Source organism: Streptomyces noursei, assembly GCF_016917755.1.
Lineage (GTDB): Bacteria > Actinomycetota > Actinomycetes > Streptomycetales > Streptomycetaceae > Streptomyces > Streptomyces yunnanensis.
Genome location: NZ_CP070326.1, coordinates 7802206 through 7828672, shown reverse-complemented (window position 1 = coordinate 7828672; position 26467 = coordinate 7802206). Strand labels below are relative to the sequence as shown.

Genomic DNA, 26467 nt, shown 5'->3' with positions numbered 1-26467 from the left:
CCGCTCCGGCAGCGGACGCGCCACCCGCCGGTTCAACTTCGCCGCCGCCGCCAAGTTCACCGAACATCGCGGGCAAAGGCTCAGGCGATGCTCTCATCCGGCTTGTCGAGGAGGCCAACCAGTCACCCCCGGAACTGGACCTTCTCGCGGAAGTTGCGTGTATTCCTCGGCCTATTGGTCCGAAGCGGTCGGGGTTCTGACTTGCCTTCAGGGCAACCGCCCTGCCCCGATGGCCGCCGCCCTTCATGCTGCGGTCTTGGGCCGGTCGGGGGCGCTGCTTGCCGCGGAGGGCGCGGTGGGCTTGCTGAGGGCCGCCAGTTGTGAAAGGACCGCTGCCGCGAATCCGACAGCACTCAGCACGAGGGTGATCACCATGAAGCCGTGCACCGCTGCCGTGCGTCCGCCGCTCGGAGCGAGATCCAGATACACGGTGCCGAAGAGTGCGACGCCCAGTACGCCGCCCACTTGAAGGGTCGTGTTGAACAGCCCGCTCATATCCGGCGCGTACTGGTCCTCCACCGCGCTGGTCAGATGGGCGAGGGTGCCGCTGAACGCGGCTCCGTACCCCAGTCCGCCGAGGCCGAGCAGGGTCGTCAGGAGTACGCCGCTGGTCGTGCCGGCCCACGCTCCGACGCCGATGCCGGCGAAGGCGAGCGCGAGCAGCGTAGTGCCCAGGGGGGCACCCCAGTGCTTGACGGCGGCGGGCATGCGACCGAGCAGCGGGCCGGAGACGCCGAAGGCGGCCACCCAGGACACCAGGACGAGGCCCGAGTAGGTGGCGCTCTTGTGGAGTCCTGCTTGCAGGTACTGCGCAAGCACGAAGAGCAGAGCGAAGTACGTGGCCCGGGTGGCGGCCTGAGAGATTAGGGCATACACCACCGGCTTGCGTGTGAGGAGAGACAGAGTGATCAGTGGTTGCCCGCCTCGTCGGCCCACGCGGCGCTCAACTCCGACGAACCACGCGAAGGTGGGCAGGCTTGCGGCGAAGCACAGCCACGTCCATGTGGGCCAGCCCGCATCACGGCCCAGCACCATGGGCAGGACGAGCAGCAGCAGCGCCGCGGACAGGACGACCACGCCCGCTAGGTCCATGCGCTGCGTGCCGCGCTGTACGTCTGCCGGGAGGAAGTGCCGGCCAACAACGATCAGGCAGAGTCCGATGGGGACGTTGATCAGGAAGATCGGACGCCAGGCGGTCCCGAACAGATCTGCCGACACCAGGACACCGCCGATGACCTGGCCGAACACCGCGCTGCCCGACAGCACCGCCGTGTACAGCCCCAGGGCCCGGCTGCGGGCAGGGCCCTGGAAGGTGAGCTGGATGGCGGTCAGCACCTGCGAGGTGAGTAGCGCGGCACCGGCGCCCTGTACAACGCGGGCGACCACCAGGAGGACAGGCGTTGGTGCCAGGCCACAGGCCAGCGACGCGAGGGTGAAGGTCGCGAGACCGAGCTGGAACATCCGCGGGTACCCTCGCGCACCGCCCAGCCGCGCGCTGGTGATGAGCAGCACGGCGTAAGTGAGGGTGTAGCCGGAGACGATCAGCTCCAGTTGGGCGCCGGAGGCGTGCAGATGATGCTGGATCGAGGGGGCGGCGATGTTGACGATGGCGATGTCGACATTGCCTAGGAACATTCCGCCCAGTAACGCGGTGAGCAGCCACCCTGAGTGTCGCGGCCTTGGTGGTGTCTTGGTCATCGGCTCCCTCTTGCCCCTTCGAACGTGTCGGCGTGACGCATGTCGCGGCCATAAGCCAACCGGAGCCGGAAGAGCAGAACTGGCGGGATCCGGACGTGGTGTTCGTCCAGCACATGGCGTGAAATGGATACCCTCTGCGACCGTCGCTACTGACCCGAGAATCACATGGTCTACATCAAGGATGTAGCGGACGTGGGGCCACCGAAGTAGCCGCGGACGACGTGTGGTTGGCGCTGGCGGCGGTGGTAGAACCTGCTTGTTTCGGCGGCAAGTTGGGCCTGGTCGCGAGCCCGGCTGTGCATCGGCGGGCTGCGCTTGAGATCGGCGTTGACCAACTCGTCGGGGTTGGGCTCGGACGCATACGCGGGCAGGAAGTGCGGCTCGGTGCGTTCGGCGTGCAGGGCCAGCCAGTGTCGGACCCTGCGGGAGCGGTGGGCGCAGTGGCCGTCCACGACAAGGTGCACCTTGCGGTGGACGTGACCGGCGAGCCGATCCAGGAAGCGGCTCATGACGCCGGCGTCGAAGCTCTCGGTGAAGACCATGAAGTGCAGACGTCGGCGCCGGCCACCGCCTCCTCCACGCCCTGCCCAGTGATCACGTCGACGCCCGTGGACATGGAATGCGGCACGGCCTCGTGCCCTGCCACGTTCAGCTTCTTCACGACCTGCGATCCGATCAGGCCCGTACCGCCGATCACTGCGAACTTCATCGGTCACGCACGCTGCTGATGCTGTCCGGCAAGATCGGCCCTCGGGTGAGGGTGGTCAAGGACTACGACCGCTCCCTCCCCGAGGTACCCGCCTACCCGGCGGAACTCAACCAGGTGTGGACCAACCTCATCGACAACGCGGTGGCCGCCATCGGCAGCACGGGCCACGACGGCACCCTGACGGTCCGCACAGCCAGGGAGGGCGACCGACTCCTCGTGGAGTTCGGCGACACCGGCCCCGGCGTCCCCGAGGACATCCGCAGCCGCAGCGGACTCGGGCATGCGACATCCCCCCTCAAGGCCGGGCAACCGGGAGCGACCTCTCGACTCTCCAGCCGGCGTCACGAACCTGCCGCGCACGGACCCTGTCAGTCTTGTACCTCCCTGGCATGGCCTCAGACCGACCCCGCACCTCCATCACCGCCTGGAAGCCGCCAGTCCCAGGGATCGCCGAGGTCTTCCCCGCACGCTTCACCGACCACGCGGACCCGGCCCACACCCACGACACGTGGGACCTGATGATTCTCGACGACGGCTCGGTCGACGTCGCACTCGACCGCCGCCGCCATGGAGCCACGGCTACGCCAGCGTCCTCCTGCTGCCTCGCGGTGTCCCCCCACGGCGGTCGCACCGTCGCGACGTCTGGCTTCCGCAAGCGCAACTTCTACCTCGACGACTCCGGTGCTGCCGCAGTGTCTGGTCGGCCGTGCGGTAGACGGCTGGAGCACCAGGAGGCGGTGGTTCCGTGTGAAAGTCGCCCGGCGTGGAGCATGATTTTGCGCCCAGGCAACTCGACAAGGCCAGTTGAGGGACTATCCCGTTTGGCTGATCGGGCGGGCGGCCACCGCCTTCCGGGTGCAGAATCGATAAGGCGGCTGGCCGGAGCCGGTCGCGGGACAGGAATTGTCGGCGTGCGCGAGCGTATTACTCCCGCGCAGAATTCAAGCAAGAAAGCGACGTGCCATCTGAACCTCAACGGCGCCGCGCAAACGCAAGCGCCGCGGTGGCAGGCTCCGCTGAACGTCCGGAGTCCATGGTAAGTCCGTGGTCTGTGTTGCACGAGAAGACATCGGTACGAGAAGGGTGTTCCCTAATGTACGAGACACTCTCCCGCCTGTTGGTCCAGGAGTTCGGGATATCGTCAGACCTGGTCCATCCCCAATCAACGGCCCGAGCACTCGAAATGGACTCGCTGTCGTTGGCGGAGCTAACAGTGATGATCACGGAAAGGACGGGGCTGCGGTTCGATGAGAGTGGTGTGACGCTCGACAGTACGCTCGAAGATATTGCCACGCACTTCGTCTCCTCCGGCGAAGGTACCTCTCCGCACGGGGATTCCATGCCTTCCGTCCTGGAGTAGGCACTGCTGAGTGCCGCTGCGGCAACCCGAATACCCCGTCATTTGGGAACACTTGGGGGAGCGCCGCAGCCAGCTGATCGGGCAGAACACTCTCAGCCCTCCGGGCGCCGAATCGAACGCGAGCGGCTGGCCCGACGGTCGCGGGACAGGTATTGTCGGAGTGTGTGAGTGAGCCGTCTGCTGCTCGGCATTCAGTAGGAAAAGGAACGGCGACGTGTCATCCGAGCCGTGTTCTACACGGTGCAGCGGCTGTAGTGACAGACTCCATGGAGATTCCGGAGTTCGCAGTCTGTGTCCCAGTAGGACGTTTCTTCACCACATTCGTGGCCTGCGGGTGACCACCCGGTCCGTGAAGAGGTGTCGAACCATATCGACAGGATGACCATGACTGGCTGGATCGCTGATGCCCCCCTGATCGACGAGTTCACCTCCCGTCGCGACATCTACCCCTATTACCACGTCATCGAGGACCGGCCAACACCGGGCGAGGTCGTCGTCGATGGCATACGCGCGGTCAACGCAGCCTCGACGGATTACCTCGGGCTTACCGCCGACTCCGGTGTGCGCGCGGCGGCCTCACATGCCGCCGCCGAGTACGGTACCTGTTGGACCGGATCTCCGATGCTCGGCACTGTCCGACTCCATCATGAGCTGGAAGAGGAGTTGGCCGACTTTCTCCGCCGCCCCGCGGTCATGCTGACCGTAACGGGATTCCAGGCCAACCTGACTCTGTCCTCCCTTTTCGACACCGGCCACATGGTGATCGCGGACCAGCACATCCACGCCTCCCTGTTGGAATCCCTCCGCCTCGGACGAGCTGAGTGTCGCCGGTTCGGGCACAATGATGTCTCCCATGCCGAAAGGCTCATGCGGATCTCTGCCGACAAGGGAAAGGTCCCCGTCATTGTCACGGAGGGCGCGTTCTCCCTCGGCGGAGACCTCTGCCCGGTTCCGGAACTTGCCGCACTCGTCAAGCGCTACGGCGGCGGCCTGATCATCGACGGTGCGCACGACATCGGGGTGCTCGGAACCAACGGGCGAGGCGTCGGCGAGCACTTCGACGTAGAGGAGGGGATCGACCTCATCACCGGTACCCTCTGCAAGGCGTTCGGTTCCGTCGGCGGGTTCGTCGCGGGCTCCGTGAAGGCCATCCGCAGCCTGCGCCACTTCGGAAATGCGGCGATGTATTCGGCATCGATGGCGCCCGCGTCCGCGGCCGCCGCGTTGGCGGCCGTACGGACGGCTCGCGCCCGGCCCGAGCTCCGCGCCGCATTGTGGGAGTCGGCTCGACGTCTGCACCGCGGCCTGGCGCAGCAAGGGCACCGTGTGCCGTCCTGGCCGGGCCCTGCGGTCGCGCTGCCGGCGGGGAAGCCCGAACAGGGTCTGAAGACCTTGGAAGACGGCCTGAAGACATGGCGGGCGTTCCTCGAAGCGGGTGTCTTTACAGGCGCGTTTCTGCCCCCCAGCGTGGCGGGGGACCGGCTCGCACTCCGCCTTTCGGTCACGGCCGCGCACACCCCGCAGCAGGTTGACCGGATCCTTGAGGTTGTCGGACAGCTCCTGCCGCCCTGATCCGATGCGGCCGATGCCGCCGAGCTTCGCCCCGGCCGCACCACCGGCGCTGCCGCCCACCGGACCGTCAGGTCAGCAGAAGCGGCGACGTGCGCGAAGTGCCTGACCTGCCGTTCCGAACCACGCGGCCCAGCTGCTCGCCCTGCAACGAGCTGCCGGCACTGGTACGTGCCATCGCGGTCGCCCCAAGAGCATGGGAGGCCCGCCGCTCTGCCACCACGTCGCGACGCCCTACCGAAGGGAGCGGACATGCGATGCAAGGCTGCTGTCACCGGCATAGGGATGATCACCCCCGGCGGACTCACCACCGAAGCCACCTGGGCCACGGTGTGCCAGGGACAAAGCGTGGCTCGCACCGATCCCGACCTGGCCGGGCTCCCTGTGGACATCACCTGCCGGGTCGACGGGTTCGACGCCGACGCCGTTCATGGCAGGCGGTTGGCCCGACGACTGGACCGCTTCACCCACCTCGCTCTCGCCGCAGCCCAGCAGGCAGTCAGGGACGCCAAACTCGAACCGGGCGCCTGGAACGCTCCCCGCGTGGCCGTCGTCCTCGGCGTCGGTGGCAACAGTATGAACACCTACTTCCGCGAGTTCGAAGTCCTGAGCCAAGGCCACCCGGAACTGGTTTCCCCCCTCGCACTGCCGCGCAGCGTTCCGAACATGGCTGCCGCCGAGGTCGCCATCGCCCTGGGGGCCCGCGGCCCGAACTTCACTGTTGCCAGCGCGTGCGCCTCCGGGGCCACCGCCCTGGCGGTCGCCGCCAGTATGGTTACCTCGGGCGCCTGCGACATCGCTCTCGCGGGCGGCGCCGAATCCGGACTCTCGCGGATGACCGTCACTGGTTTCCAGCAGATGCACGCCCTCTCACAGCGCACCGACGCTCCTCGACTCGCTTCTCGTCCGTTCGACGTCGACCGCGACGGCTTCGTCCTCGCAGAGGGCGCTGCGGTCCTCGTCCTTGAGCGCCCTCAACACGCCCTACGTCGCGGTGCCGACCAGCGTGCACTGCTCGGTGGACATGCCTGCACCTGCGATGCCTACCATCCGGTGGTCCCGCATCCTGAGGGCATCGGCGTCGAACACGCGCTGCGTACCGCGTTGAAGGAGTCGGGCCTTGATTCCCGCGACGTCGGGCATGTCAATGCCCACGGCACCTCCACCCCAGTCGGCGACACAGTCGAGGCACGTGCCCTGCATCGCATCTTCGGCCCGGCGCCGCCCCCCGTCACCGCACCGAAGAGCATTCTGGGCCACTCTCTTGGAGCGGCCGGTGCCATCGAGGCGGCCCTGACCGTCCTCACCCAGCAACACCAGCTCATTCCCCCCACTGCCAACCTCCACCGCCAAGACCCTGACTGGGAACTGGACATCGTCACCCAGGCTCCCCGAGCCGCGGCCATCAACGCCGCCGTCAGCAACTCCTTCGGCTTCGGCGGGCACAACACCGTCTTGGTGTTTGTAGGGGAATGAGCGCATCGGACGGCGCTGCGCTCCCGTGAGCGCTCCAGCTCTCCAGCGTGCCACGGGCGGTGCCGCCAGCCGTTGACTCCGGTGCGGAGGCGAGCGTCCCACCTCGACGTGCCCACATGGGTCGCACTGTCCCTCTTCAGACATCCACTCGACTGGGCCAGTCTCGGTGACCAGCAGGCGGTCACGGGAGGCACCCACCTGGGAAGCCAACAACGACAGGGCGACAAGGCTCCTCCCGCCCCTGCCTCGCGCGCGACAGTCATGGCTCGATGGCGATGCTCTGGGCTGTGTGGTGAAGTGGGGACGTGACGGACCGTCGCATCCGGCGGCGGGCGCAGGGTCGAAGCCGTCCACTCCGTCCCACCCAGACGCTCGACCTACGCCGTTGCCACTGGCCACCCCGGATCAACCGATCTTTGCCGCAGGATTCAGAGTGGGCGCCGGTGCGACGGCACGTCGGTCACGTCTGGTGGCCGACCTTTCCGGCTCCCCAGGCGACATGCTGCACCCATGAGGTGCTCCGGCCGAGGTGCTCCGGCCCCACGCGGGTGAGGTAACGCGACGCTCAGTGCGATTGCAGAGGTGAGAGTGATGGGACATGGGTGGATGCGGTTCGGCAGTAGTGACCGGAGTAGTGGTGGCCCTACCAGCGATCTCCTACAGCCAGGAAGAGTTCACGCACATGGCGGACGACGGGGCCAAGCGGCGGCTCGTCGACCGGATCGCCGCGAGCTCCGGCATCTCGCAGCGCCATGTGCCGGTGAGCCCGGCGCTCGACGACGTGGCGTACTGGTCCACTGCCGCACGGATGCGGCACTACCAGGAAGAGCCTCGACATCGCCGAGAGCAGCCTCGACCTTCCCCCCCGCCCCGACACACTCGCTGCCTCCCGACACGAACTACGGGTACACGGCGACTGCGCCTCCGCGGTCCTGCCTTTGGCGGTGGAGGAGTTGCAGCGCCGGTCTCTGCTTCCGCCCGAGCGATACGGCCTGGCCGTAGCCTTCACAGTTCTGTGCCTGGGCGTCCGACCGCGCGAAGGGAACCGAACCTCTAGTGGACCAACAGGACTTCACCGTGTCCAACGCCACCAGAACCACCACCGCCGGAAGCCCGCCCCCCGGACCCGGGCTCGGGAAGCGGTCCGACCGTTCCCGGCTCGCCGCTCTCGGACGTCTCCTGGTCCGGCGCCGCGTACTCGTACTGGTTGCCGTGCTGCTGGCCGTGGCAGCCGCCGTCCCGATCGGCGGAGGTGTCTCCGACCGGCTGTCCGGCGGTGGCTTCACCGACCCGGCGGCGGAGTCGTCGAAGGCCGCGAAGTTCCTCGCCGACCGCTTCGGATCGGGTGCGCCCAATCTGGTGTTACTGGCCCGCACCTCGGGTTCGGTCGATGACCCGCTGGACGCGACCGCCGGTCGAGACCTCAGCCGCCGGCTCGCCCAGGAGCCGGGCGTGCTGTCGGTCACGTCGTATTGGACGACCCCGCACGCGTTGGCGTCGCCGCTGAGGGCCCGTGACGGGCGCTCGGCGCTGGTGCTCCTGCGGCTGGCAGGCGACGAGGACCGGGTACGGGACATCGCGAAGGAACTCGTCCCCCGTTTCACCGGCCGTCAGGGGGTGCTGAGGCTCGCTGCGACCGGGACCGCGCAGGTGTACGTGGAAGTCCAGAACCAGAGCGACCAGGATCTCTTCCGGGCCGAAGCGTACGCGGCCCCCGTCATGCTACTGATCCTGCTCTTCGTGTTCGGCAGTGCGGTGGCGGCCGTCCTTCCCCTGCTCATCGGCGTGTGTTCCATCCTGGGCACTTTCGTCGTACTGAGGGTCCTGTCCGAGCTGACCTCGGTGTCCGTATACGCCATCAACATCACTACCGCGCTGGGCCTGGGCCTGGCCATCGACTACAGCCTGTTCATCGTCACCCGTTACCGGGAGGAGAGGGCGCGTGGCCTGGACACCGCTGAGGCGGTCGCGCAGAGCGTCCGCACGGCCGGGCGCACCGTGCTGTTCTCCGCGCTGACGGTGGCGCTCTCGCTGTCGGCTCTGCTGGTCTTCCCGTTGTACTTCCTGCGCTCCTTCGCCTACGCGGGCGTGGCAGTGGTAGCGCTCTCGGCCCTCGCAGCCCTGGTGGTACTGCCCGCGGTGCTCGGCCTGCTCGGCCCACGGATCGACGCGTTGGACGTGCGGCGGCTGTTCCGCCGCGGACCGCAACCAGGCGCCGACCATGACACGTTGGCCGGGCCGGCCACCGGGACCGCGACAGGCGGATTCTGGCACCGGCTCGCCACTGCCGTCATGCGGCGACCGGTGCTGTGCGCGGCCGGAGTGATCACCTTGCTGGTGCTGCTCGGCCTGCCGTTCACCCGGATCTCCTTCGGCCTCATTGACGACCGGGTCCTGCCCATCAGCGCGCCCGCGCACCGTACGGCACAGTCCGTGCAGGAGGAGTTCTCCAGTCGCGAGACTTCCGCCCTGTCCGTAGTACTGCCCACCGTCAGTGGCTCCGCCGACCGCGACCGGATCGCCGCCTACGCCGCCCGCCTGTCGACTCTGCCGGACGTGGCCCGGGTGGACACCGTCACAGGCTCCTACGCCGCAGGACGGCAGGTGGTGGCCGCGTCCGCAGCCTCCTTCGCCGCGGGTGATGCCAGCTGGCTGTCCGTGGTGCCCTCGGTCGAGCCGGACTCCTCCGCCGGCGTCAAACTGGCGCAGCGGGTGCGGGCGGACAGCGCACCGGGCCGGGTGCTCGTCGGAGGCGACGGTGCGGAACTCGCGGACACACGTGACGCGCTCGCCGACCGGCTGCCCGAGGCAGCGCTGATCATCGGTGCCACGACGGTGGTGCTGCTGTTTCTGTTCACCGGCAGTGTGCTGGTCCCGTTCAAGGCCGTACTGCTCAACCTGCTCAGCCTGACGGCAACCTTCGGCGCGATGGTGTACGTCTTCCAGGAAGGCCATCTACGGTCCCTGGTTGGCGACTTCACGGTCACCGGCTCGGTGGACATCTCCATTCCGGTACTGATGTTCTGCGTCGCATTCGGACTTTCCATGGACTACGAAGTGTTCCTGCTCTCACGGATCAAGGAGGTGTACATCGAGACCGGGGACAACACCCAGGCGGTCGCCGCCGGGTTGGAGCGCACGGGACGCCTGGTCAGCGCTGCGGCCGTACTCGTCGCCGTCGTCATGCTCGCGCTGGCCACGTCGGGGATCACCTTCCTGAAGCTGCTGGGCGTGGGCCTGGCCCTGGCCGTGCTGCTGGACGCCACGCTGGTGCGCGGCGTGCTCGTACCGGCCGTGATGAGACTTGCCGGGCGGGCGAACTGGTGGGCGCCACCTCCTCTGCGCCGTCTCCACCGCAAGCTGGGGCTCTTGAGTGCGTAGCCGGCCACCCTCGCCCGCCACCACACCATCCATCTCCGGGACCTGCTCGGCTTCGACGCCTCCCGCATCACTCCGGGAGGCACCCCCTCCATCCTTGGCTGGAGGCAGCCCTTGCTCCACTCGGCTCGCTTCTTGGGTGAGTGCGGTTCGTAGGCAGCTTGAGGGACTGGTCAGTGCGGATTCTCTCGGGCCAGGCGCGGTAACAGGGCGCGGATGGGGTGGAGGGTGCGCGGTCGCGTTTCGGCCGGGACTGGGCGGCGCGGTGGCGGACAACGAGGGCGCGGTGCCGGCGTAGCAACGTGCCTGGCAGCGTCAGAAACCGCATACGACCGTCACGGATTTTCCAACCGTGCTGCCAGGGTCTCGGGAAGGGCGTCCCGGTTCGCTCGGGTCACCTGGACGAGTTCGACGCCGGCACGCTGCTTCAGAGCGTCGGTGAACGGGTCACTCTTCGCGTGGACCGTGGCGACGATGTCGATCTCAGTCTCGAACAGGCGCCGGACCGTGTCCTGGAACGCGGTGCACGCCAGCTCCATACGCCCGAGCTCGTCGATCAGCACGAGCGTCCCGGGAATCGGGTCCGTCGCCGCTGACCTGAGCGGCGGCAGTGCGAGCCGTTCCATGACGCCCAGGTCGATGCCGTACCGGCCCACCCGGGGTGCACCTGTGAAGTCGACATGGGCGAGCACGGCTCGCAGACCGCCCGTCAGCGTCTCCAGCGCGAATCCGGTCCGGATGCCGCCTTGCCGGATCTCCTCCGTGGTGAAGCCGACAGTCTTACGGGTGTGCAGCAGCATGGCCAATCTGCGGACAACCGTTGTCTTGCCCACGGCTGGTCGTCCCTCAAGCAGGATTCGTGTTGGCATCTCGCTCTCCATATCAGGTCCGTTCTACGAGGTTTCCACCGCACCCGGCGGCGTACGCGGCCAGTCAGGTGTCGTGTCCATCCGGACCCGTGCCGGCGGGTCGGTCGTGGGTAAAGCCGTGCGTATGACGGGTGTTGCACTCAGGAGCTCGACGTTCCGTGATCACGAGGCGATTCCTCGACGCCACAGCGGGGGAGGGCGACGCCGTCTCGCCACCGCTGACCTGGTCGGTGGTGCCGGACAGTACGTTGGAGTCGTACGGTGCGCGCTTCGGTGAAGGCACCCTCGTGGGCAAGCGGGCTCTGCTGTTGGTGACCGTCGGCGGCCCGGAGCCGCACTACGCCGCTCGCGGGATCAACGGCCCCATCGACGCTCTGCTGTTCCCGATCCAGCATGGCATCCTCTACTACCCGGGCATCGAGGTGCTCCCGCCGTTCGTGCTGTACGGCGTTGACCGGATGACCGCTGAGGAGTACTCGGACGGCGTCAAGACATGGGAACAGCGCCTGCTCACCCTGTAGTCGGCCGAGCCGATCGCCTTCCGGCAGCAGAACTTCGGTGACTACGAGATCCCCTCGCTGCACCTGAAGACGGGACTGGAGCCCGCGGGCCGCACGGGGGCGGGCTGCACGTACGCGGCTACTGACCTCGGCTCGTCAGGGTGACCTCTCCGGCTCGGTTTCAGCCCGCAAGTCCCCGCCCGGCGGGCCTCCGAGCACGACGAGCAGGCCGTCGCCGTGTGGAAGGAGGTGACCTGGGCCGAGGTAAAAGAGCGAGAGCCGCCTGCGGGGGCCACATCTGCTTCGAGGACGAGGCAGGCTTCACCCGCGGGCCGCCCAAAGGGTGCGCCTGCGTCACGGCGCGGCGTGACGTCGGTCGTGACGGTCAGCGGAGGGCGTTCGGGACGGTTGTCGGTGGCCGGGCTGATCGCGATGCGCCCCGGCTCCCGGACCCGGCTGTGCCACCGCCTGCGCGCCCACCCCGCGGGCAAGGACCAGCGCCGCAGCATGGACGAGCGGGGCTTCATCGCGCTGATCGATGGCGTCCACCAGCTCGTGAAGGCGCCGCTCGTGTTGGTGTGGGACCGTCTCAACACCCATGTTTCCCTCAAGATGCGGAAGATGAGCGCCGAGTGCGACTGGCTCAAGGTGTTGCTGCTGCCCGCCTACTCACCCGACCTCAACCCGGTCGAAGGTGTGTGGGGACACGTCAAACGCAGCCTGGCCAACCTCGCCGTCATGGCCCTCGACCGCTTCGAGATCATCGTCCGCAATCGGCTCAAACGCCTCCAGTGCCGACCCGAGGTCCTCAACGGCTTCATAGCCAGCACCGGCCTGGCCCTGGACACCCCAACGACACCCTGACGAGCGCAGTCATTCAGGAGAGAGGGGGCTGGCCAGTAAATCCGCGGTCCGACGCGTACTTACTTGCTCACGTCAGGAGCGTTGCCGACCGGTCATGCCATCTCCATCCGCGTAGCGCGTCCCTGGATACGGCTCGCCCGACCCCCAGAGCACAGTCCCGACCTGGAGGTCAGCCGCTGCGGGTCGCCCAGACCTCGACGTATGGGCCCCGGTCTACACCGTCGACCACGAAGCCCGTACTGGCCACCACGGCGGCGAACTCGTCCGGGTCCCAGACCGTGTACCACCGTCGGCCGTCAGGTTCGTCGAGCCATCCGGCGGCGCCGGGCCTCTACACATCGCGTCGGTCAGAGCCCGTCTTGACTGCACCTTCACCTTCACCTTCGCACGCAGCGGGCGGAGCCGGCCAAGGCGAGACGCGGAGAGGCAGTGGGTGCGGTGCCCTGTCGGCGGGCCGGCCGGACAGGGCCGTGCCGCGGGTGCGTGTCGTACCGGGTGCAGTTGCCCGGAGCTTGTGGACGGGAAGGAGAAGTCGGCGAGTGCGGCCGGCCGCCACCCTGCCCGGACAGCGCACCGACCTTGCTGGACTGCGTCTTGAGCCTTCAGACGGGGTGCGGACTTGGAGGGAAGGGAGCTGTGAGCCCGGTGGGTTGGGGGTGTAACTATGGTGTGCGTGGCCGTGTTCGATGCGACGAGGCGGGCAACGGCTGGAAAACTGTGGAGGCTTGAGGAGCGATATGAAAGACGTTCTGGTCACCGGCGCCAGCAAGGGCATCGGGTTGGCGGTCTCTCGGCGGTTGGCGGAGACGGGATACCGGGTCATCGGTGTGGCTCGCAGTGCGCCCGAGGACGAGTTCCCCGGCACGTTCCTGCGGTGTGATCTCTCCGATGTCGAGGACACCGCGCGCATGCTCAAGGAGGTCACCCGGGGGCGTGCGGTGTGTCGGGTGGTCAACAATGCGGGTATCGCCCGGCCCCAGCCCATCGAGGACCTGGACTTGGCGGTCATGCAGCAGGTGGTGGACTTGAACCTGCGTGCTTCGGTCCAGATCGTCCAGGCGCTGGTGCCGGGCATGCGTTCGGAGCGGTTCGGTCGGATCGTGAACATCACCTCGCGGGCGACGTATGGGGCCAAGGACCGTACGTCCTATGCGGCGGCCAAGAGCGCGCTGGTGGGTTGCACGCGGTCGTGGGCGTTGGAGCTGGCCCCGGATGGCATCACGTCCAACGCGGTGTCGCCCGGCCCGACGGCGACGGACTTGTTCCGTCGAGCGCGGCCGGTCGGCAGTGAGGGTGAGCGAAGGGCAATTGCTTCGATTCCGATGGGGCGTCTGGGCACTCCCGACGATGTTGCCGCGGCTGTGGCGTTTTTGCTGTCTGACGAGGCGGGCTTCATCACCGGCCATGTTCTCGATGTCGATGGCGGGAGCAGCCTGGGCGGGCGCTGAAGCCACGGTTCCTGATCGTGTCACCGTGGGCGCGATGGGCGCCAAGACACTTCCTCGCCCCTGGGCGCCGGCGAGCTTGCCCCTCACGAGGACACCTGGCCCGCGGTACCGCCCTCGCCCGGCAGTTGGTCGTCGGACTGTACAGGTGCGTAGCCCGTCCGTGGTGGGCTGTGCGTCCTCGCCTCCGGGGGGCGAACCGACTGGGGCGCCGTCTCACCCGCGTTGGACGAAGCACCTGGGGCCCAGGGGCAGGTTGTGCGGCGTGGCGGGGAGGGGCTGCTCAGACTGGGGCAAGCCCATCGTGCGCTCCTCCGGTCGAACTTCCCTTACACCAGCGAGATTTGCGCGATCACCTCCCCTTGTTCAGGTAGCAGTCTCCGGCAACAGATGCACGTCCGGCGCAGACATCCGTGCGTTCACGGCCCGTGCCCGGCTACACCCCGCGGCGGGACACCGCCCTGGAGGCGGCAGGTCGCGAGATGAGGGCGTGGAGGTGTTCATCGTGCAACTGTCCGTCGCCGAACCGCTTGGCCATGCGCATGATGCCTTCAAGGTCGAACCCGGCCTTGTGCGCGACCCTGCAGGAGGCGGTGTTCTCCACACCGTGGGTCAGGACGATGCGGTTGAGCCCCAGCTCGCCCAGGGCCCAGTCGGCGACGCTGCGCACGGCGGCCGTGGCAACCCCTTGGCCACGGGTCCAACGGGCGATGCGGTAACCCACTTTGGCCTGCGCGTTCACGTGATCGATGCCATGAAGGGCGATGTTGCCGGCGTACCGCCCGTCGCGGCCGTGCACGATGGAGAATGTCGCATGACTGCCGTCCGACCAGTCGGCACCCGCCAGACAGTCCTTGATCGCGGAGGCTTCGTCGGTGATCTGGCAGCGGGGGTTCCACATGCGCACGTCCGAGTCGAGGCCGAGTTCCAGGACTGCGGAACTCTCGTCCACACTCGGCGGCCGAAGAAGGAAGTCACCGGCAGTCAGGACCACGGGCTGGGCTGGCGGTTCAACAGGCATCCGAGAAGCATGCCAGTCCCTATGCCGGCGGCCACCGGCGGGTCCCTGCAGAGCGGCTCGAAATTCCACGCCGGCCGCCACGAAACCCGTGAAACCCGACGCCATGACCCGGATCCTGACCCGAACCGACCTTCTGGGACTGCTCCATCCTCATGACTGCATCCAGGAACTCCGGGAAGGTTTCGCGACAGCCCCGCAGCACCGGTCAGGATTTCTGCGGGCGACGTCGGCTCCGACGTGCTCATGATGGTGCCTCTCGCACAGCACGCTGGCGGCTTGCTTCAGACCCGGATGGTGTGCGATGGGTCAATGTTTGGCTAAGCGTCACGCTCGGCGACATACCGGCCGAGGAGTGAAACGTGGGGGATGAGGAACATCGGAACGAAATCCGGCGCAAAGACCGACCGGCAGTAGGCGATTCAGGATACGGCGGGAGGTGGCGAGGATGTGGCAGCGGGCGAACGGACGCACGGAGATGAGCTCACGGGGCGTCACGGCCGCTGTGGTCGAGGCGAGGTAACTGCGTGCTCAAGAAGGAAGTTGACGTCGACTTGGGTCCAGGCCGGGTGTGCAATGACTGGTGCGCGGATGTCGAAGACGGTTACGGTTACCCTGCCGCCTATGCATATCTCCGATCCGCAATGACAGATGCCTGTCCGCTCCCGCGCCGATTCCTCGTGACGAGTGATGGCCGGTGGGGCGGAACGCTGATCCGTCCTGTCCGTGCGTGACCGGACGCGGCCATGGCCAGGCGCCGGCACGCCCACTTCGGGGAACCTCATGCCAAGCCCCGACAGGGGCGGTGCGTCCTATCGCACCGTCCTCACGCTGCCCCATGCCCGCAACCTGTTCGCCGCCGCTATGCTCGCGCGGCTCTGCTACGGACCGCTCGGCCTCCCCCTGTTGCTTGCGCTGCGGTACGTGTCGTGGTCGTAGCCACGGTCGCCCAGCGCGACGTCCGGTCGGCGCCGGGGCTGGCCGCGCTTGCCCCGCACGGGCGGCACTGCTTGGAGGAGTGGGATCAGCTGGGTGACGTCGTTGCGGTTGCCGCCGGTCACAGTGGAAGCGAGCGGGATGCCACTAGCGTCGGTGATCGGGTGATGCTTGCTGCCCGTCCTGCCTCGGTTCACCCGGCCAGGCGGCGTCAGCAGGTCATCCCCGAGCCGAAGTCGACTTCCTGCGGCAGGTGTTCCCAGGCGATCCCGGTGTGCAGCACGAACAGGATGCCCTGGAACACCAGCCGGTCCGGAGGCCGTTTGCGTACCGGACGCCGGGTCCGACGCTCGACCTTCGGCAGCTGAGGCTCGGTCACCGCCCACAACTCGTCGTCGACTTCCCACGGCTTCGGCCGTCCCACCCCACACCTTCGGAGCGGCATTCCGGGACGGACCCAACCACCTCGGAGATCATCTCGTTAGGAGTTCTCAATGTCTCTTGCGCACCGGATGTTTGGCACTGTGCTCCGGCGAACGGAGAGCGATTTTCACAGCCGACGCGGCGGGCGCACGGCATGGATGGCGCGCCCGCGGATGATGCGGCGTTCTCATGCTGAAACGATCGGTTAGTCCGGGATTTCCCACCGGATGAAGGTCGCAGACGTCAGGAGGCAACCCGCATGGAGGACTTCACCCGGTCGTACACCTGGCGGGTACGTTCCTTGCCGCCGGGGTCGTTGCTCTGCACTTCCACCACGATGGTGCCCTTTGGTGCCACCACCGCGAGCTTCCGGACCCAGATGTCGGGTATTTCTGCTGGCGGGTCGATCCGGTAGTCCATTTCCGCTGCCGGCTGTTAGGCGACCGTCGCCGACTCGTTTACGTACTGTTCGTGCGTGTACTCGCCATGGCTGGATATGTGCTCGCCGTCGTGGCCGCCCAGCACCTCGCGAGGGTTGTTTCCTTTGAGGTCGTCGATGTCGGCGGTGAGCTCCACCGTTTCCTTCCCCGCCCCCAATTCGAGCTTGCAGGCATGGGAGAAGTGGAACCACTTCTTCGTGCCCGAGTCGATCGATTCAAGCGGTTTCGCCTTCCAGGGTCCGCCCACCTCGAACGTCACCGGCAACTTGCACGCGGAACGGGCACCGCCCATCGACGCGACGCGCTCGCCCTCGTCCCGCGCACAGCCCAGGACCGCCCCGGCCACCAGCGCGGCACCCAGCACCCCAGCGGTCCATCGTCGTATGCGGCTCGACACCCGGATCTCCCTCCCTCTGATTCCGCCGAACGGTAGCCGACTTCCGCAAAACGACTCAACTGATGCAGTAGAGGCTGGGCGGCCGGAACATCGGCATGGCCGAACAGGTGCGCGCCCGGCAGGCGGAACGCTTTGCACGCTTCGGGATCACCCCCGCGCAGGCTCGGGTGCTCGGCCTTCTCACCCGCAGTGGGACATCGCCACGGATGACGAAACCGGCGGAGCGGTTGGGCGTGGTGCCACGAGCCGTGACGCCCCTCATCGACGCTCTGGAGGAGGCGGGACTGGTGCGCTGCCTGGCCGCACCGGGCACAATCGGCACTCAAAGCGGCCTCGGCGGCGGCCGGGCGGCTGCAGCCGATGTCGGCACGGCACGCGGCGTTTCGATGACCGTACCGGCCTCCTTCGCGCCCCTCCGCGCCTCCGTTAGGGCTCCGCCGGGCCTGCGCCGTGCGGCAGCCGCAGCGGGGTCACTGGGCGGGGAGGCGTACGGAGTAGATGGACGGGGTGTCGAGTCTGCGGGAGACGAGCATGGCTCCGCAGACGGCGAAGAGCAGGGGGACCATCAGCGCGTCGATGGTGCGGGTGAGTTCCAGCATCAGGACCACGGCGGCGACGGGTGCCTGCATGGCGGCGGCGAGGACGGCGGCGGCGCCGATGACCGCGAAGCCGGCGGCCGGCCCCGGCCAGGCATGTGTCCAGCCCTGGCCGGCGAGGGAGCCGAGCAGGGCGCCGGTGGCGACGGTGGGGGTGAAGAGCCCGCCGCTGGCTCCACTGCCCAGGCTGCCGGCGGTGGCGAGCGGTTTGAGGAAGAGCAGCACCACCAGTGCGGGGGCGGCGAGCTGCGCGCCGAGGGTGAGCTGGACGATGTCCTTGCCGTTGCCGAGCAGTTGCGGATACGGGACGGCCAGCACGCCGACCACGGTGAACACCAACAGCGGCATCACCAGCAGCCGCCACCCTGTCGGCCGGTGTCGGTGCGCGGTCCGGATCATCCGTACCCAGCCGACCGCGGCCAGCCCCGCCACGGGGCCGATCAGTACGGCGAACACGGTGAGCGAAGCGGATACCCCCACATTCGGCAGCCGGTAGGTGGGCCCGGTGGGAAGCACCGTCCACGAGACCGCCGTGGCGATACAGGACGTCACCAGGGCGGGCAGGGCCAGCCGCAGCGACAGGACGCCGAGCATCGCCTCCAGGGTCAGCAACGCCCCACCCAACGGGACGTTGTACACGCAGGCCATGCCGGCCCCGGCGCCGCAGGCGGCCAGCAGCCTGCGGTGCGCGGTGCCGATGTGCGCCCAGTCGGACAGCCGGGAGGCCAGCGCGGCACCGGTCAGGCGCGGCGCCGCCTCCCGCCCCAGCGAGGCGCCCATGCCCACGATCACCACGGACAGCACCGCGGTGCCCAGGCTCCGCCGCAGCGGCAGGCGTCCCTCGTCCCGCCACAACGCGGTGCTCACTTCCGAGCCACCGGGCCCGGTCCACCACCGCAGCAGCCACCAGCCGGTCCCCGCCACCGCCCCGGCGGCAGCCAGGGCCACCACCCGACGGGCCGCGCCGGCCTGCTCGACGGCGGTCAGCAAGTCGCCGGACCGGTAGGAGTACGTCAGGTGGGCCGCCGCGTGCAGGAGCACCATCAGGGCGGCACCGGCGAGCCCCGCCAGCACACCCGTGGCCACCGCCAGCAGCCAGAACCGCACGGACAGCGCGGGCACGTCCGCCGGTGCGAGAAGGTTGGGCTGCCCCACGGTGCCGGCTTTGCCGGCCCTGTCCCCGCCACGGTCACCGTTTCGTCCGTAACCCACTCGCCCACCCTTCCCGGGAAGCCGGCCACCATCGAGCCGTTGCCAGGCATCGTCTCCCGCCCCGGCGTCAGAAGGCCGCGCACGGCTCGCGTGTCGCGCCACCGCGCCCCCCGGTGCCGGAGGACCCCGCCTGTCCTGGCCTGCCCCCAACCCAACAGACACCACCACGATCACCACCACAACCATCGCCTTCACCACCACTGCCAACACCATGAACGCCCACATGCCCCGTGGAGCTGCGGGACACGGCTGTTGACTGGGACGCCCCTGAGCTCGACCGACGAGGAACGCCCATCAGGCATCGGGATATCGTGGAGTGTCGGAGCGTCTGGCGAGAGAGGTGGCTCATGGTGGCGACGGCGGAATCGGGGGCGGGTGACCTGATCGAGGTGTTCAAGGCCCTTGGGAACCCGGCCCGTTTGCAGATCATGCAGTGGTTGAAGGACCCCGATACGCACTTCAGCGAGTACGAGCCGATCGCGGACCGCAAGTCGGTCGGCGTGTGCGTCACGCACATCCAGGCGAAGTCGGGACTCGCCCAGTCAACGGTCTCCAGCTATATGAGCACGCTCGAACGGGCGGGGCTGGTGCGTCCCACCCGGGTCGGCAAGTGGACCCACTATCGCCGCGACGAGGAGCGGCTGGCGCAGGTGGCGCGGGCGATCGGCACCGCGCTCTGACTTCCGACTTTCGATTGACACATCGCAATACGTCGATATGATTTCCTCATGTCGACCTTCGATGCTGCTCCAACCGCCCTGATAGTCCACGCCCATCCCGAGCCCCAGTCGTTCAGCACCGCCCAGATGGCCACCGCGGCCCAGGCGCTGCGCGATGCCGGCTACCGCGTTGACGTCCTCGACCTCTACTCCGAGGGATGGGCCCCGACCCTCGCCCGCGAGGAGTTCGCGCCGGTGGAAGGCCACTTCAAGCCGCAGGCCGAGCAACAGCGCGCGGTCAAGGACGGGACGCTCGACGCGACCGTCAGGGACCATCTCGATCGGCTGCTCGCCGCCGATCTGCTCGTGCTGTCGTTCCCGCTGTGGTGGTTCTCTCTGCCCGCCATCCTCAAGGGGTGGGTGGACCGGGTCTTCGTGATGGGCGCGGTCTTCGGTGGGGACCACGGACTCTTCGGCGACGCGGCGCTCGCCGGGAAGCGGGCCATGCTGCTGTTCACGACCGGCGGGTCCAGCGAGTCGTTCCAACGGGGTGGCACCTTGGGCTCGATGGACGACTTCCTGTTCCACATCCACCGCGGCATGCTGGAGTTCGTCGGCTACCAGGTCCTCGACCCCGTGGTCACCTACGGACCGGCGCACCTGACCGACCAGGAAAGGGCGACGGCGCTGGACACGGTCCGGGAGTCCGTTGCGCTCGCCGCGGCGGACGCACGCCCCGCCGTTCGCTGACGCCCCGCACGGTGCGCCGTCGGCCGTGTGGAGTCGCTATCGGCTACCCCGTGTGGGCCGAGGGGGCGTGGGGGCGAGAAACCGGGATGAGGACCTGCCCGTAGCCCTTGTGGCTACAGCCAGCCTGCCAAGGCATCACGGAGATGGTTGTCCTCCCCACGCGGGAACAGGGCTGGTATTTCCACATCGGGGCTTGTCGCAGCTCGCTCGTCGTCCTCCGCCGTGCCCCCGTCGCCGGGGTCGATGACGAACGGCTTGTCGTCCGAATCGCCGCCCGGCCGCTGCTGCCGCACGAGCCCGTGGCACCTGCAGAACACCTCACCGAAGTACCAGTAGGCCGCCTGGACGAAAGGCGTTTGCTCGGCAGCCTCGATCTCCCTGATAGATGAGTAGCGGCTCCGGATGAGGTCTTCAAGCCGGTCCAGCGAGGCCATGCTGAAGTCCCATCCACCGCCAGTCTCCTGCGACCACCCCTCGAATCCAGCCTTCTGGCGGGCCAGCCACTCCTGCCACAGTGAGCCGCTCGTCCAGGCATTCTCTTCGCTCAGGTCCATGGCCAGCGGCCTTGCGTCAGGACATGCAAAGCCCCGAACTTGCCTACGATGCAACGGTATTGAAGTGTTGGTTCACCGCATCGAGAGTCCGCAGTCTTCCACGGCGGCGGGGAACACGTAAGCGGGCCATGACATCCGTAAAGGCAGGTGCGTCACCGGCCTGTCTCCGGCCGGGGCCCTTTCCTGCGGGCCCCAGCCGCATCCGCAGGCGGTGGTAGAGATCCGAACGAAACGGCCTACCCCCGGTCTCCTGACACCAGCATCGCCAGCGCCACCAGAGCGAGGAGGCCGACGTAGGCCCGGGCGTAGATCCGGTCCGGGATCCGCGGCGGTCGGCGCCGGAGCACCGCGATGACCGGCAAGCCCCCCACGAGCAGCGCCGCGGCCGCGCCGACGTCGACGAGACCCACCAGGTGCACGTGGGTGCCGCCGGAGGTCGGAAGCGCGGCGCCCAGCAGGGAGACCACAGTGGCCGGCAGTGCGATGGCCAGGGTCAGGGGGTTGGCCAGCGCGGTCGCCACATGCATGGTGTGGCCGGCCCGCCGCGCCGCGGGCACCGTCATGACGCTGCCGCCCACGCCGAGGAAGGCGGCGATCGCACCGATGGGCGCGCCCAGCAGCGCAGGCAGCTGCCGTGGCGCGGCGGCCCTCGCCTCCTCGCGTGTGCGCGGGCGAAGGAAGCCGGGGCGCAGGAGAAGGTCGACGATGGTGAGCGCCACGTACCCGACGAACGCCCAACGGACCAGCGTGGCCGGGGCGAGACGGCCGGCCGACGCGCCCATTGCGGAGCCGGCCGCCAGCAGCACCAGCAGCCCGCCGCTGCCGCGCAGGGTGACCAGCACCCGCCGTGGCGTGACGGCCGTCGCGAACCCGGCGTTCACCACCATCACCAGGGCCGAGGTGGCGGTGGCCACCCGCATCGCGTCCGCGCCGAGCGCGGCGTCCGCCCACACCACCACCGGAACGGCGACGAACCCGCCGCCGAACCCAAACAACACGGTCGTCACCCCGGTGAGGAGGCCGATCCCGATCAATGCCACAACGTCCATGGGACCACTCCAGCAGTTCCACCGGACGTCCCGCATGCGAAGATCGGCAAGGATTCTTCGCGTCTCGGCCACTACAGTTGCCGGGTGAAGAACGTCCCCTTGGACACCGTCGACCACGTCGACCGCGCGGTTCTGCCGATCGGCACCGACTACCCGCCCGGCCATGTGCTCGACTGGCATCAGCACCGACGCGCGCAGTTTCTCTACGGCGCCACCGGTGTCATGGTCGTCGACACCGCCCAGGGCACCTGGACCGTGCCGCCCGAGCGTGCCGTGCTGATTCCGGCCGCCACTCAGCACCGGGTCCGCATGGTGGGGGTGAGCACCCGGAGTCTGTACATCGAGCCGGACGCGGTCCCCTGGTGGCCCGCCGGCTGCACGGTCGTGGACGTGCCCCCGCTGCTGCGCGAACTGCTCGCGAGCGCAGTGGAGTTCGAGGCCGACTACGCCCTGTCCGGACGGGACGGGTGCATCGCGACGCTGCTCCTGCACGAGATCGCCGCGCGCACGCCCCTGCCGTTCCACGTCGCGATCCCTTCCTCCGGCGACCTCGCAGAGCTCTGCCGCGGCTACCTGGCCGCGCCGGATGTCGCCGTCACCAATGCCCAATGGGCCGACCGGTCGGCCATGAGTGAACGGGCCTTCACCCGCCGGTTCCGCTCGGAGACCGGTGAGAGCCCTGCTGTCTGGCGGGCCCGTGCCCGTCTCCTCGCGGCCGTTCCGCTGCTGCGTACCGCGTCCGTCAGCGCGGTCGCCGGCCGCCTGGGCTATGCCTCTCCCGCCGCGTTCACCGCCGCCTTCACCCGCGCCTTCGGGCTGCCGCCGTCCCGCTTCGCCGCGACCCACCACGGCGGCGAACGCAGCCCCACCCGCCGTCCCCTGCACACCACCTGAACGCGACGCGGGTCGCGTCAACGGGAAGCGGGTGGGGGAATCGTGCAGGCCCGTGGATCGTGTGTTCTAGGATCACGGGATGGGCAACGAGCCGTTCTCTCTCACGGTCCTGGGGTGTGCGACGCCCTATCCGAGCGCGGACAACCCGTGCTCGGGCTATCTGGTGTCGAGCGGGGACACCCGTGTCTGGATGGATGCGGGCAGCGGGACCCTCGGCCCGCTCCAGCGTCATGTGCGCCTGGACGAGCTCGATGCGATCTGGATCTCGCACCTGCACGCCGATCACAGCGCGGACCTGCTCACCGCCTACTACGGCGCCCTGTACGCGGACATCCGCCTGGCGGCGCCGATCCCGCTCTACGGCCCGGTGGGGATCGCGGACCGGTTGGCCGGCTTCCTCACCAACACCGCGACCCGCAGTCCGATCGAATCAGCCTTCGCCGTCACCGAGTTGCATGACGGCCACCAGGCGACGATCGGCTCGCTGCGACTGGCCAGCCGGGCGGTGGCGCACGACGTTCCGGCCTTCGCCGTGCGCATCGAGGCGGGGGACAGGTCGTTGGTGTATTCCGGCGACACCGCGCCATGCCCGAGCCTCACCGAACTGGCCGCGGGGTGCGACGTGTTGCTGTGCGAGGCCGAAAGCGCACAGGCGCCTGTCGAGGGCGAACAGGTCCACCACACGCCCGAGGACACCGGTGACACGGCGCGCAGGGCCCGGGCGGGCCGGCTGATCGTCACTCACGTCGGCCGTTTCCTCGCACCGCAGCAGGCGGTGGCGCGGGCCTCGGCCCGGTTCGACGGTCCCGTCGAATACGCCGCGCCCGGCGCCACCTTCACCATCCGTTAGCTCGCCGCAGCCTCAGGGCGTTCGCCGAGGCGGCCGGGCGGGCAACAGGCCCTGGCACCGGAACGGAGCGGGACGGCCAAGATTGACATAGGCACGCCAAAAATCATGGGGCATCTGCCTTGTTCTCTTCAGGGGCGCATGCCTCAATTGGCACCCCCTCACAAAGGTGGTCCCCCATGAGACACAGCAAGCTCGGCATCGGCTCATTACTCGGCGTCGGCATCGCCCTCGCGGGCACCCTCGCGATGGCACCGGTCTCCGCCGCGGTGACTCCGGACACCGCGACCCTCTCGTTCGACTGCGGTAGCTACGGCTCCGGCACGGCCACGCTCACCGCCACCCAGAACGGCACGGACGCGACCATCAGCGTTTCCACATCGGCGATCTCCTCGCCCATCGACCTCGGGGCGAACTCGGTCGCCTCGCAGCTCACGATGACCAAGAACGGCACGGACACGACGGTGTTCAGCGGCAACTCCAACCCGGCGATCCCGGCCGGTGGCGCGGTCTCCACCGGACCGCTCACCGGCACCGTCGCCCCGGGGGACAAGCTGGAAGGCTCCTCGCTCCAGGTGGTGGTGCTGGGCATCACCGCAACATGCAAGGCCACGTCGCCGCAGACCCCGGGACCGTTCGTGTTCTGACGGCGGGCATGACGGCACGGCCCGACGGACAGTGGGGTCGGCGGCCGGACAGCGGGGTCGACGGACAGCGGTCGTCGACCCCGCGCGTCACTGCGGGACCTCGTTCTGCCTCGTCACCGCACGCGGCACACCTGCGGCGCCGTCTCCTTGATGCCGAGCAGGCGGAAGTAGTTCTCACCCAACGCGATGTTGCGGAACGCCGTGTCGTCCAGCGCCTTGTTGATGCGGCTCGTGACTTCGAGCTCTTCCTGGTAGACCTGGAAATCCTTGTTCCGGGAAGCCACGAAGTCGGTTCCGGGAATGGCTCTGGTCGGATTGCGGTCGAGGAAGGACGCGTACTTCGCCCGCACGCCCGGCTTGCTGAAGTACTGGTCCTCCAGGACGCGCCAGCTGAGGTCCAGCGTCAGGTTGGGGTGTTCGTCGAGGAGGCGCTGCATGAGGCGGATGTGCTCGTCCGGGTTCATGGTGGACAGTTCCTTGGAGAGTCCCATGTGAGCCCAGACGATCTTGTTGTCGGGGTAGCGCCGCAGCACCTCTTCCATCAGGTGCAGGTATTTCGTCGGTTCGGCGTTGCTGCCCAGGTCGGAGTGGAGGGTGATCGGAATCCCCCGCTCCCGCAGTGTTTTCATGAACGGCGCCCAGTTCTTGATGTTCTCGCTCGTCGCGGGCTTGTGGTGGTTGGGGAATAACGCCTGCTTGACGAGGTTCACCTCGCCGGCCCAGCGGAACATATCCGGGTACTCGCTGTCGTAGAGCGCGATCCCGGCCGGTATCGTCTCCGGGCGGTTCAGGTCCATGAAGGTCATGGACAGGGTGAGTTCGGGATCCTTCGACTGCTCCTGCGCATAGTCGGACGCGTTGACGAAGTCGTTCTTCATGCTCGGCGTGACGGGCGTGCCGGGGCAGTCGAGGTAGTAGGTGCAGCCCGAATTCACGGGCAGTGTCTGGCCGATGCCGTACATGCTCGCGTGGCGCACGCCGCTCTTGCGGAGATATCCGGTGAGCTCGTCGAAGGGAATCGCCTTGCCGCCGAAGGGGCGGAAGTGAAGGTGACTGTCCACCGCCGAGGTGTACGGCTCGGTCGCCCGGTCGTAACAGCCGCGCTCCAGTCGCCCCGCGTTGGCGCCGGCGGGCGAGGCGACGACGGCGACGGCTGTCAGGGCCGCTCCGAGCACGGCGAGATGCCGATGGATTCGTGCCTTGCTCATGGGACCTCCGTTGTTGCTGATGCCGAATGGGCCTGCAGGAATTCTTACGGACCCGTGCCGGGGCACACCGCGAAATTCGGACGATGTGCGGGGCGCGCCATTCGGAGCGACCGCATTGCTGTCACGCGCCACCACATGCCCAACGGGAAAGCCTTTCGACAGACTTCGCCTCCTGAGCAGGCACGTCGAGAATCTCCGCCCCTCTCGCTGCCGCCGCTCTGCGCCAACTCACAGGAACCGCTGGAAAATCGCCAGCACGATCATCATCGCGAGGGAGGCGGCCGACGCGATCGCCGCGCCCACGGACACTCTGCTGAGCAGCCACAGCAGAGCCCCCCAGGGTTGCGGATTGGCGCCCAACCGCACACCTTTTCCGAAGGAGACTTTCAGGGGCAGCAGGCACAGGAAGAGCAACAGCGCCGCCGCGCCGCTCACGATGCCGAAAATGACCGAGAGCGCCGTCGCGGCGCGGTCCGCACGGGGCTGTGTGTACCCGCCGTCGGACCGTCGCTGCACTCGTAGGGGGCTGTCGCCGATGCGTGCGACGTCGTAGGTGTGCGCGGAGCCGTCGGTGAATGCCCCGGTCGACGCGACGAACGTGCCGCTGCAATCGCGTTTGCTGTACTTGCCGCTGCCGGTGACGTGGCAGTGCGCCGCGGTCAGGGTGCCCGGAGTGCCGGCCAGGCCCGCCCGATACGCGAACGGGCCCCAGAGCATGGACACCAACCACACGGCCAGAGCGATCACGCCTGCCGCGAGGAGCAGGCCGAGAGCGGTCCACGACAGACTGGGCGACAGTTCGGGCTTCTCTTCCATGCCTGCGTTATATCCGCGGTCCTGCGGTCCGGTCGGTGTCCCGCCGGTCGGACGACGGATCTGTACACGACATTGACGTGCGCACATCCGCGGTGCCGGAGACCGGAGCCCGCGGCGCAAACGTGGTCACGCGTCGGTCGGGCCCGCCATTCG

The 26467-nt window shown here is 68.2% G+C and carries 21 protein-coding genes and 5 pseudogenes; 13 read left to right on the top strand and 13 right to left on the bottom strand.

The annotated features are described in order from the left end of the window. Nucleotides 1-243 precede the first annotated feature (243 nt). The 3 genes and pseudogenes from JNO44_RS34165 to JNO44_RS34155 form a co-directional block, all read right to left on the bottom strand. On the bottom strand, nucleotides 244-1698 hold the full coding sequence (locus tag JNO44_RS34165; protein WP_240168017.1) for an MFS transporter: 1455 nt from the start codon (nucleotides 1696-1698) through the stop codon (nucleotides 244-246). A gap of 170 nt (nucleotides 1699-1868) precedes the next feature. Next, a complete protein-coding gene (locus JNO44_RS34160; RefSeq protein WP_420882768.1) occupies nucleotides 1869-2207 on the bottom strand; it encodes a transposase in 339 nt (112 codons plus the stop codon). Continuing rightward, a pseudogene (locus JNO44_RS34155) lies at nucleotides 2207-2407 on the bottom strand (LysR family transcriptional regulator); the annotation flags it as partial. The pseudogene JNO44_RS34155 and the gene JNO44_RS34160, both read right to left, overlap by 1 nt. Here JNO44_RS34155 and JNO44_RS34150 point away from each other — a divergent pair. From JNO44_RS34150 to JNO44_RS34130, 5 genes and pseudogenes are all read left to right on the top strand, one after another. Next, nucleotides 2381-2674, top strand: a pseudogene (locus JNO44_RS34150) (ATP-binding protein); the annotation flags it as partial. The pseudogenes JNO44_RS34155 and JNO44_RS34150 sit on opposite strands and share 27 nt — an antisense overlap. 826 nt (nucleotides 2675-3500) lie before the next feature. After that, nucleotides 3501-3767, top strand: a complete 267-nt coding sequence (locus JNO44_RS34145; RefSeq protein WP_205367812.1) for an acyl carrier protein — start codon at nucleotides 3501-3503, stop codon at nucleotides 3765-3767. Nucleotides 3768-4151: 384 nt separating this feature from the next. Beyond that, nucleotides 4152-5339, top strand: a complete 1188-nt coding sequence (locus JNO44_RS34140; protein WP_205367810.1) for an aminotransferase class I/II-fold pyridoxal phosphate-dependent enzyme — start codon at nucleotides 4152-4154, stop codon at nucleotides 5337-5339. 249 nt (nucleotides 5340-5588) lie between these two features. Next, complete coding sequence (locus tag JNO44_RS34135) at nucleotides 5589-6812, top strand: beta-ketoacyl-[acyl-carrier-protein] synthase family protein (RefSeq protein ID WP_205367808.1); 1224 nt, start codon at nucleotides 5589-5591, stop codon at nucleotides 6810-6812. Between the two features lie 1056 nt (nucleotides 6813-7868). Beyond that, a complete protein-coding gene (locus JNO44_RS34130) occupies nucleotides 7869-10193 on the top strand; it encodes an MMPL family transporter (protein ID WP_205367806.1) in 2325 nt (774 codons plus the stop codon). Between the two features lie 332 nt (nucleotides 10194-10525). Here the strand turns inward: JNO44_RS34130 and JNO44_RS34125 are convergent, their stop codons facing one another. Beyond that, complete coding sequence (locus JNO44_RS34125) at nucleotides 10526-11071, bottom strand: nucleoside-triphosphatase (RefSeq protein ID WP_240167784.1); 546 nt, start codon at nucleotides 11069-11071, stop codon at nucleotides 10526-10528. 245 nt (nucleotides 11072-11316) lie between these two features. Between JNO44_RS34125 and JNO44_RS43935 the strand changes: the two are divergent. The 3 genes and pseudogenes from JNO44_RS43935 to JNO44_RS34105 all read left to right on the top strand — a co-directional run. Further along, a pseudogene (locus JNO44_RS43935) lies at nucleotides 11317-11705 on the top strand (NAD(P)H-dependent oxidoreductase); the annotation flags it as partial. Between the two features lie 25 nt (nucleotides 11706-11730). After that, nucleotides 11731-12423 (top strand): annotated as a pseudogene (locus tag JNO44_RS34110) (transposase); the annotation flags it as partial. Between the two features lie 737 nt (nucleotides 12424-13160). Then, nucleotides 13161-13871, top strand: a complete 711-nt coding sequence (locus tag JNO44_RS34105; RefSeq protein WP_205367804.1) for an SDR family oxidoreductase — start codon at nucleotides 13161-13163, stop codon at nucleotides 13869-13871. A 433-nt stretch (nucleotides 13872-14304) separates the two neighbouring features. On the opposite strand, the gene JNO44_RS34100 is transcribed toward JNO44_RS34105, so the two are convergent. The 5 genes and pseudogenes from JNO44_RS34100 to JNO44_RS34075 all read right to left on the bottom strand — a co-directional run bounded on the left by JNO44_RS34100 (nucleotide 14305) and on the right by JNO44_RS34075 (nucleotide 18833). After that, a complete protein-coding gene (locus JNO44_RS34100; protein ID WP_205367802.1) occupies nucleotides 14305-14889 on the bottom strand; it encodes a GNAT family N-acetyltransferase in 585 nt (194 codons plus the stop codon). An 884-nt stretch (nucleotides 14890-15773) separates the two neighbouring features. Next, nucleotides 15774-16267 (bottom strand): annotated as a pseudogene (locus tag JNO44_RS43925) (transposase); the annotation flags it as partial. Nucleotides 16268-16488: 221 nt separating this feature from the next. After that, complete coding sequence (locus JNO44_RS34085) at nucleotides 16489-16665, bottom strand: hypothetical protein (RefSeq protein ID WP_205367794.1); 177 nt, start codon at nucleotides 16663-16665, stop codon at nucleotides 16489-16491. A 15-nt stretch (nucleotides 16666-16680) separates the two neighbouring features. Then, entirely contained in the window at nucleotides 16681-17082 is a 402-nt protein-coding gene (locus tag JNO44_RS34080; protein ID WP_205367792.1) for a lipoprotein, read from the bottom strand. 470 nt (nucleotides 17083-17552) lie between these two features. After that, nucleotides 17553-18833, bottom strand: a complete 1281-nt coding sequence (locus tag JNO44_RS34075) for a chloride channel protein (protein WP_240167782.1) — start codon at nucleotides 18831-18833, stop codon at nucleotides 17553-17555. A 404-nt stretch (nucleotides 18834-19237) separates the two neighbouring features. Here JNO44_RS34075 and JNO44_RS34070 point away from each other — a divergent pair, with 404 nt between their 5' ends. After that, nucleotides 19238-19570: an ArsR/SmtB family transcription factor gene (locus JNO44_RS34070; RefSeq protein WP_205367790.1), complete on the top strand. Its 333-nt coding sequence runs from the start codon at nucleotides 19238-19240 to the stop codon at nucleotides 19568-19570. Nucleotides 19571-19618: 48 nt separating this feature from the next. Continuing rightward, nucleotides 19619-20299 (top strand): NAD(P)H-dependent oxidoreductase, encoded by a 681-nt coding sequence (locus JNO44_RS34065; protein WP_205367788.1) that lies wholly within the window; start codon nucleotides 19619-19621, stop codon nucleotides 20297-20299. Between the two features lie 113 nt (nucleotides 20300-20412). Here the strand turns inward: JNO44_RS34065 and JNO44_RS34060 are convergent, their stop codons facing one another. Next, the gene (locus JNO44_RS34060; RefSeq protein WP_205367786.1) at nucleotides 20413-20853 is read right to left on the bottom strand and encodes a hypothetical protein; all 441 of its coding nucleotides are present in this window, start codon (nucleotides 20851-20853) and stop codon (nucleotides 20413-20415) included. A gap of 236 nt (nucleotides 20854-21089) precedes the next feature. Further along, on the bottom strand, nucleotides 21090-21902 hold the full coding sequence (locus tag JNO44_RS34055; protein ID WP_205367785.1) for a sulfite exporter TauE/SafE family protein: 813 nt from the start codon (nucleotides 21900-21902) through the stop codon (nucleotides 21090-21092). Nucleotides 21903-21986: 84 nt separating this feature from the next. On the opposite strand from JNO44_RS34055, the gene JNO44_RS34050 reads away from it, so the two are divergent. From JNO44_RS34050 to JNO44_RS34040, 3 genes are all read left to right on the top strand, one after another. Beyond that, nucleotides 21987-22796, top strand: coding sequence for an AraC family transcriptional regulator (locus tag JNO44_RS34050; protein WP_205367784.1), 810 nt, complete (start codon nucleotides 21987-21989; stop codon nucleotides 22794-22796). Nucleotides 22797-22875: 79 nt separating this feature from the next. Beyond that, nucleotides 22876-23646, top strand: coding sequence for an MBL fold metallo-hydrolase (locus JNO44_RS34045; RefSeq protein ID WP_205367783.1), 771 nt, complete (start codon nucleotides 22876-22878; stop codon nucleotides 23644-23646). Between the two features lie 176 nt (nucleotides 23647-23822). Beyond that, entirely contained in the window at nucleotides 23823-24290 is a 468-nt protein-coding gene (locus JNO44_RS34040) for a hypothetical protein (RefSeq protein ID WP_102924656.1), read from the top strand. A gap of 113 nt (nucleotides 24291-24403) precedes the next feature. Here the strand turns inward: JNO44_RS34040 and JNO44_RS34035 are convergent, their stop codons facing one another. Continuing rightward, complete coding sequence (locus JNO44_RS34035) at nucleotides 24404-25498, bottom strand: amidohydrolase family protein (RefSeq protein ID WP_205367782.1); 1095 nt, start codon at nucleotides 25496-25498, stop codon at nucleotides 24404-24406. Between the two features lie 228 nt (nucleotides 25499-25726). Continuing rightward, entirely contained in the window at nucleotides 25727-26314 is a 588-nt protein-coding gene (locus JNO44_RS34030; RefSeq protein ID WP_205367781.1) for a hypothetical protein, read from the bottom strand. Between the last annotated feature and the right edge of the window lie 153 nt (nucleotides 26315-26467).

Excerpts from the sequence above, each read along its gene's own strand:
- JNO44_RS34165 (WP_240168017.1), bottom strand. The coding sequence starts at position 1,698 with ATGACCAAGACACCACCAAGGCCGCGACACTCAGGGTGGCTGCTCACC.
- JNO44_RS34160 (WP_420882768.1), bottom strand. The coding sequence starts at position 2,207 with ATGAGCCGCTTCCTGGATCGGCTCGCCGGTCACGTCCACCGCAAGGTG.
- JNO44_RS34145 (WP_205367812.1), top strand. The coding sequence starts at position 3,501 with ATGTACGAGACACTCTCCCGCCTGTTGGTCCAGGAGTTCGGGATATCG.
- JNO44_RS34140 (WP_205367810.1), top strand. The coding sequence starts at position 4,152 with ATGACTGGCTGGATCGCTGATGCCCCCCTGATCGACGAGTTCACCTCC.
- JNO44_RS34135 (WP_205367808.1), top strand. The coding sequence starts at position 5,589 with ATGCGATGCAAGGCTGCTGTCACCGGCATAGGGATGATCACCCCCGGC.
- JNO44_RS34125 (WP_240167784.1), bottom strand. The coding sequence starts at position 11,071 with ATGGAGAGCGAGATGCCAACACGAATCCTGCTTGAGGGACGACCAGCC.
- JNO44_RS34105 (WP_205367804.1), top strand. The coding sequence starts at position 13,161 with ATGAAAGACGTTCTGGTCACCGGCGCCAGCAAGGGCATCGGGTTGGCG.
- JNO44_RS34100 (WP_205367802.1), bottom strand. The coding sequence starts at position 14,889 with ATGCCTGTTGAACCGCCAGCCCAGCCCGTGGTCCTGACTGCCGGTGAC.
- JNO44_RS34085 (WP_205367794.1), bottom strand. The coding sequence starts at position 16,665 with ATGGACTACCGGATCGACCCGCCAGCAGAAATACCCGACATCTGGGTC.
- JNO44_RS34070 (WP_205367790.1), top strand. The coding sequence starts at position 19,238 with ATGGTGGCGACGGCGGAATCGGGGGCGGGTGACCTGATCGAGGTGTTC.
- JNO44_RS34065 (WP_205367788.1), top strand. The coding sequence starts at position 19,619 with ATGTCGACCTTCGATGCTGCTCCAACCGCCCTGATAGTCCACGCCCAT.
- JNO44_RS34060 (WP_205367786.1), bottom strand. The coding sequence starts at position 20,853 with ATGGACCTGAGCGAAGAGAATGCCTGGACGAGCGGCTCACTGTGGCAG.
- JNO44_RS34055 (WP_205367785.1), bottom strand. The coding sequence starts at position 21,902 with ATGGACGTTGTGGCATTGATCGGGATCGGCCTCCTCACCGGGGTGACG.
- JNO44_RS34045 (WP_205367783.1), top strand. The coding sequence starts at position 22,876 with ATGGGCAACGAGCCGTTCTCTCTCACGGTCCTGGGGTGTGCGACGCCC.
- JNO44_RS34040 (WP_102924656.1), top strand. The coding sequence starts at position 23,823 with ATGAGACACAGCAAGCTCGGCATCGGCTCATTACTCGGCGTCGGCATC.
- JNO44_RS34035 (WP_205367782.1), bottom strand. The coding sequence starts at position 25,498 with ATGAGCAAGGCACGAATCCATCGGCATCTCGCCGTGCTCGGAGCGGCC.
- JNO44_RS34030 (WP_205367781.1), bottom strand. The coding sequence starts at position 26,314 with ATGGAAGAGAAGCCCGAACTGTCGCCCAGTCTGTCGTGGACCGCTCTC.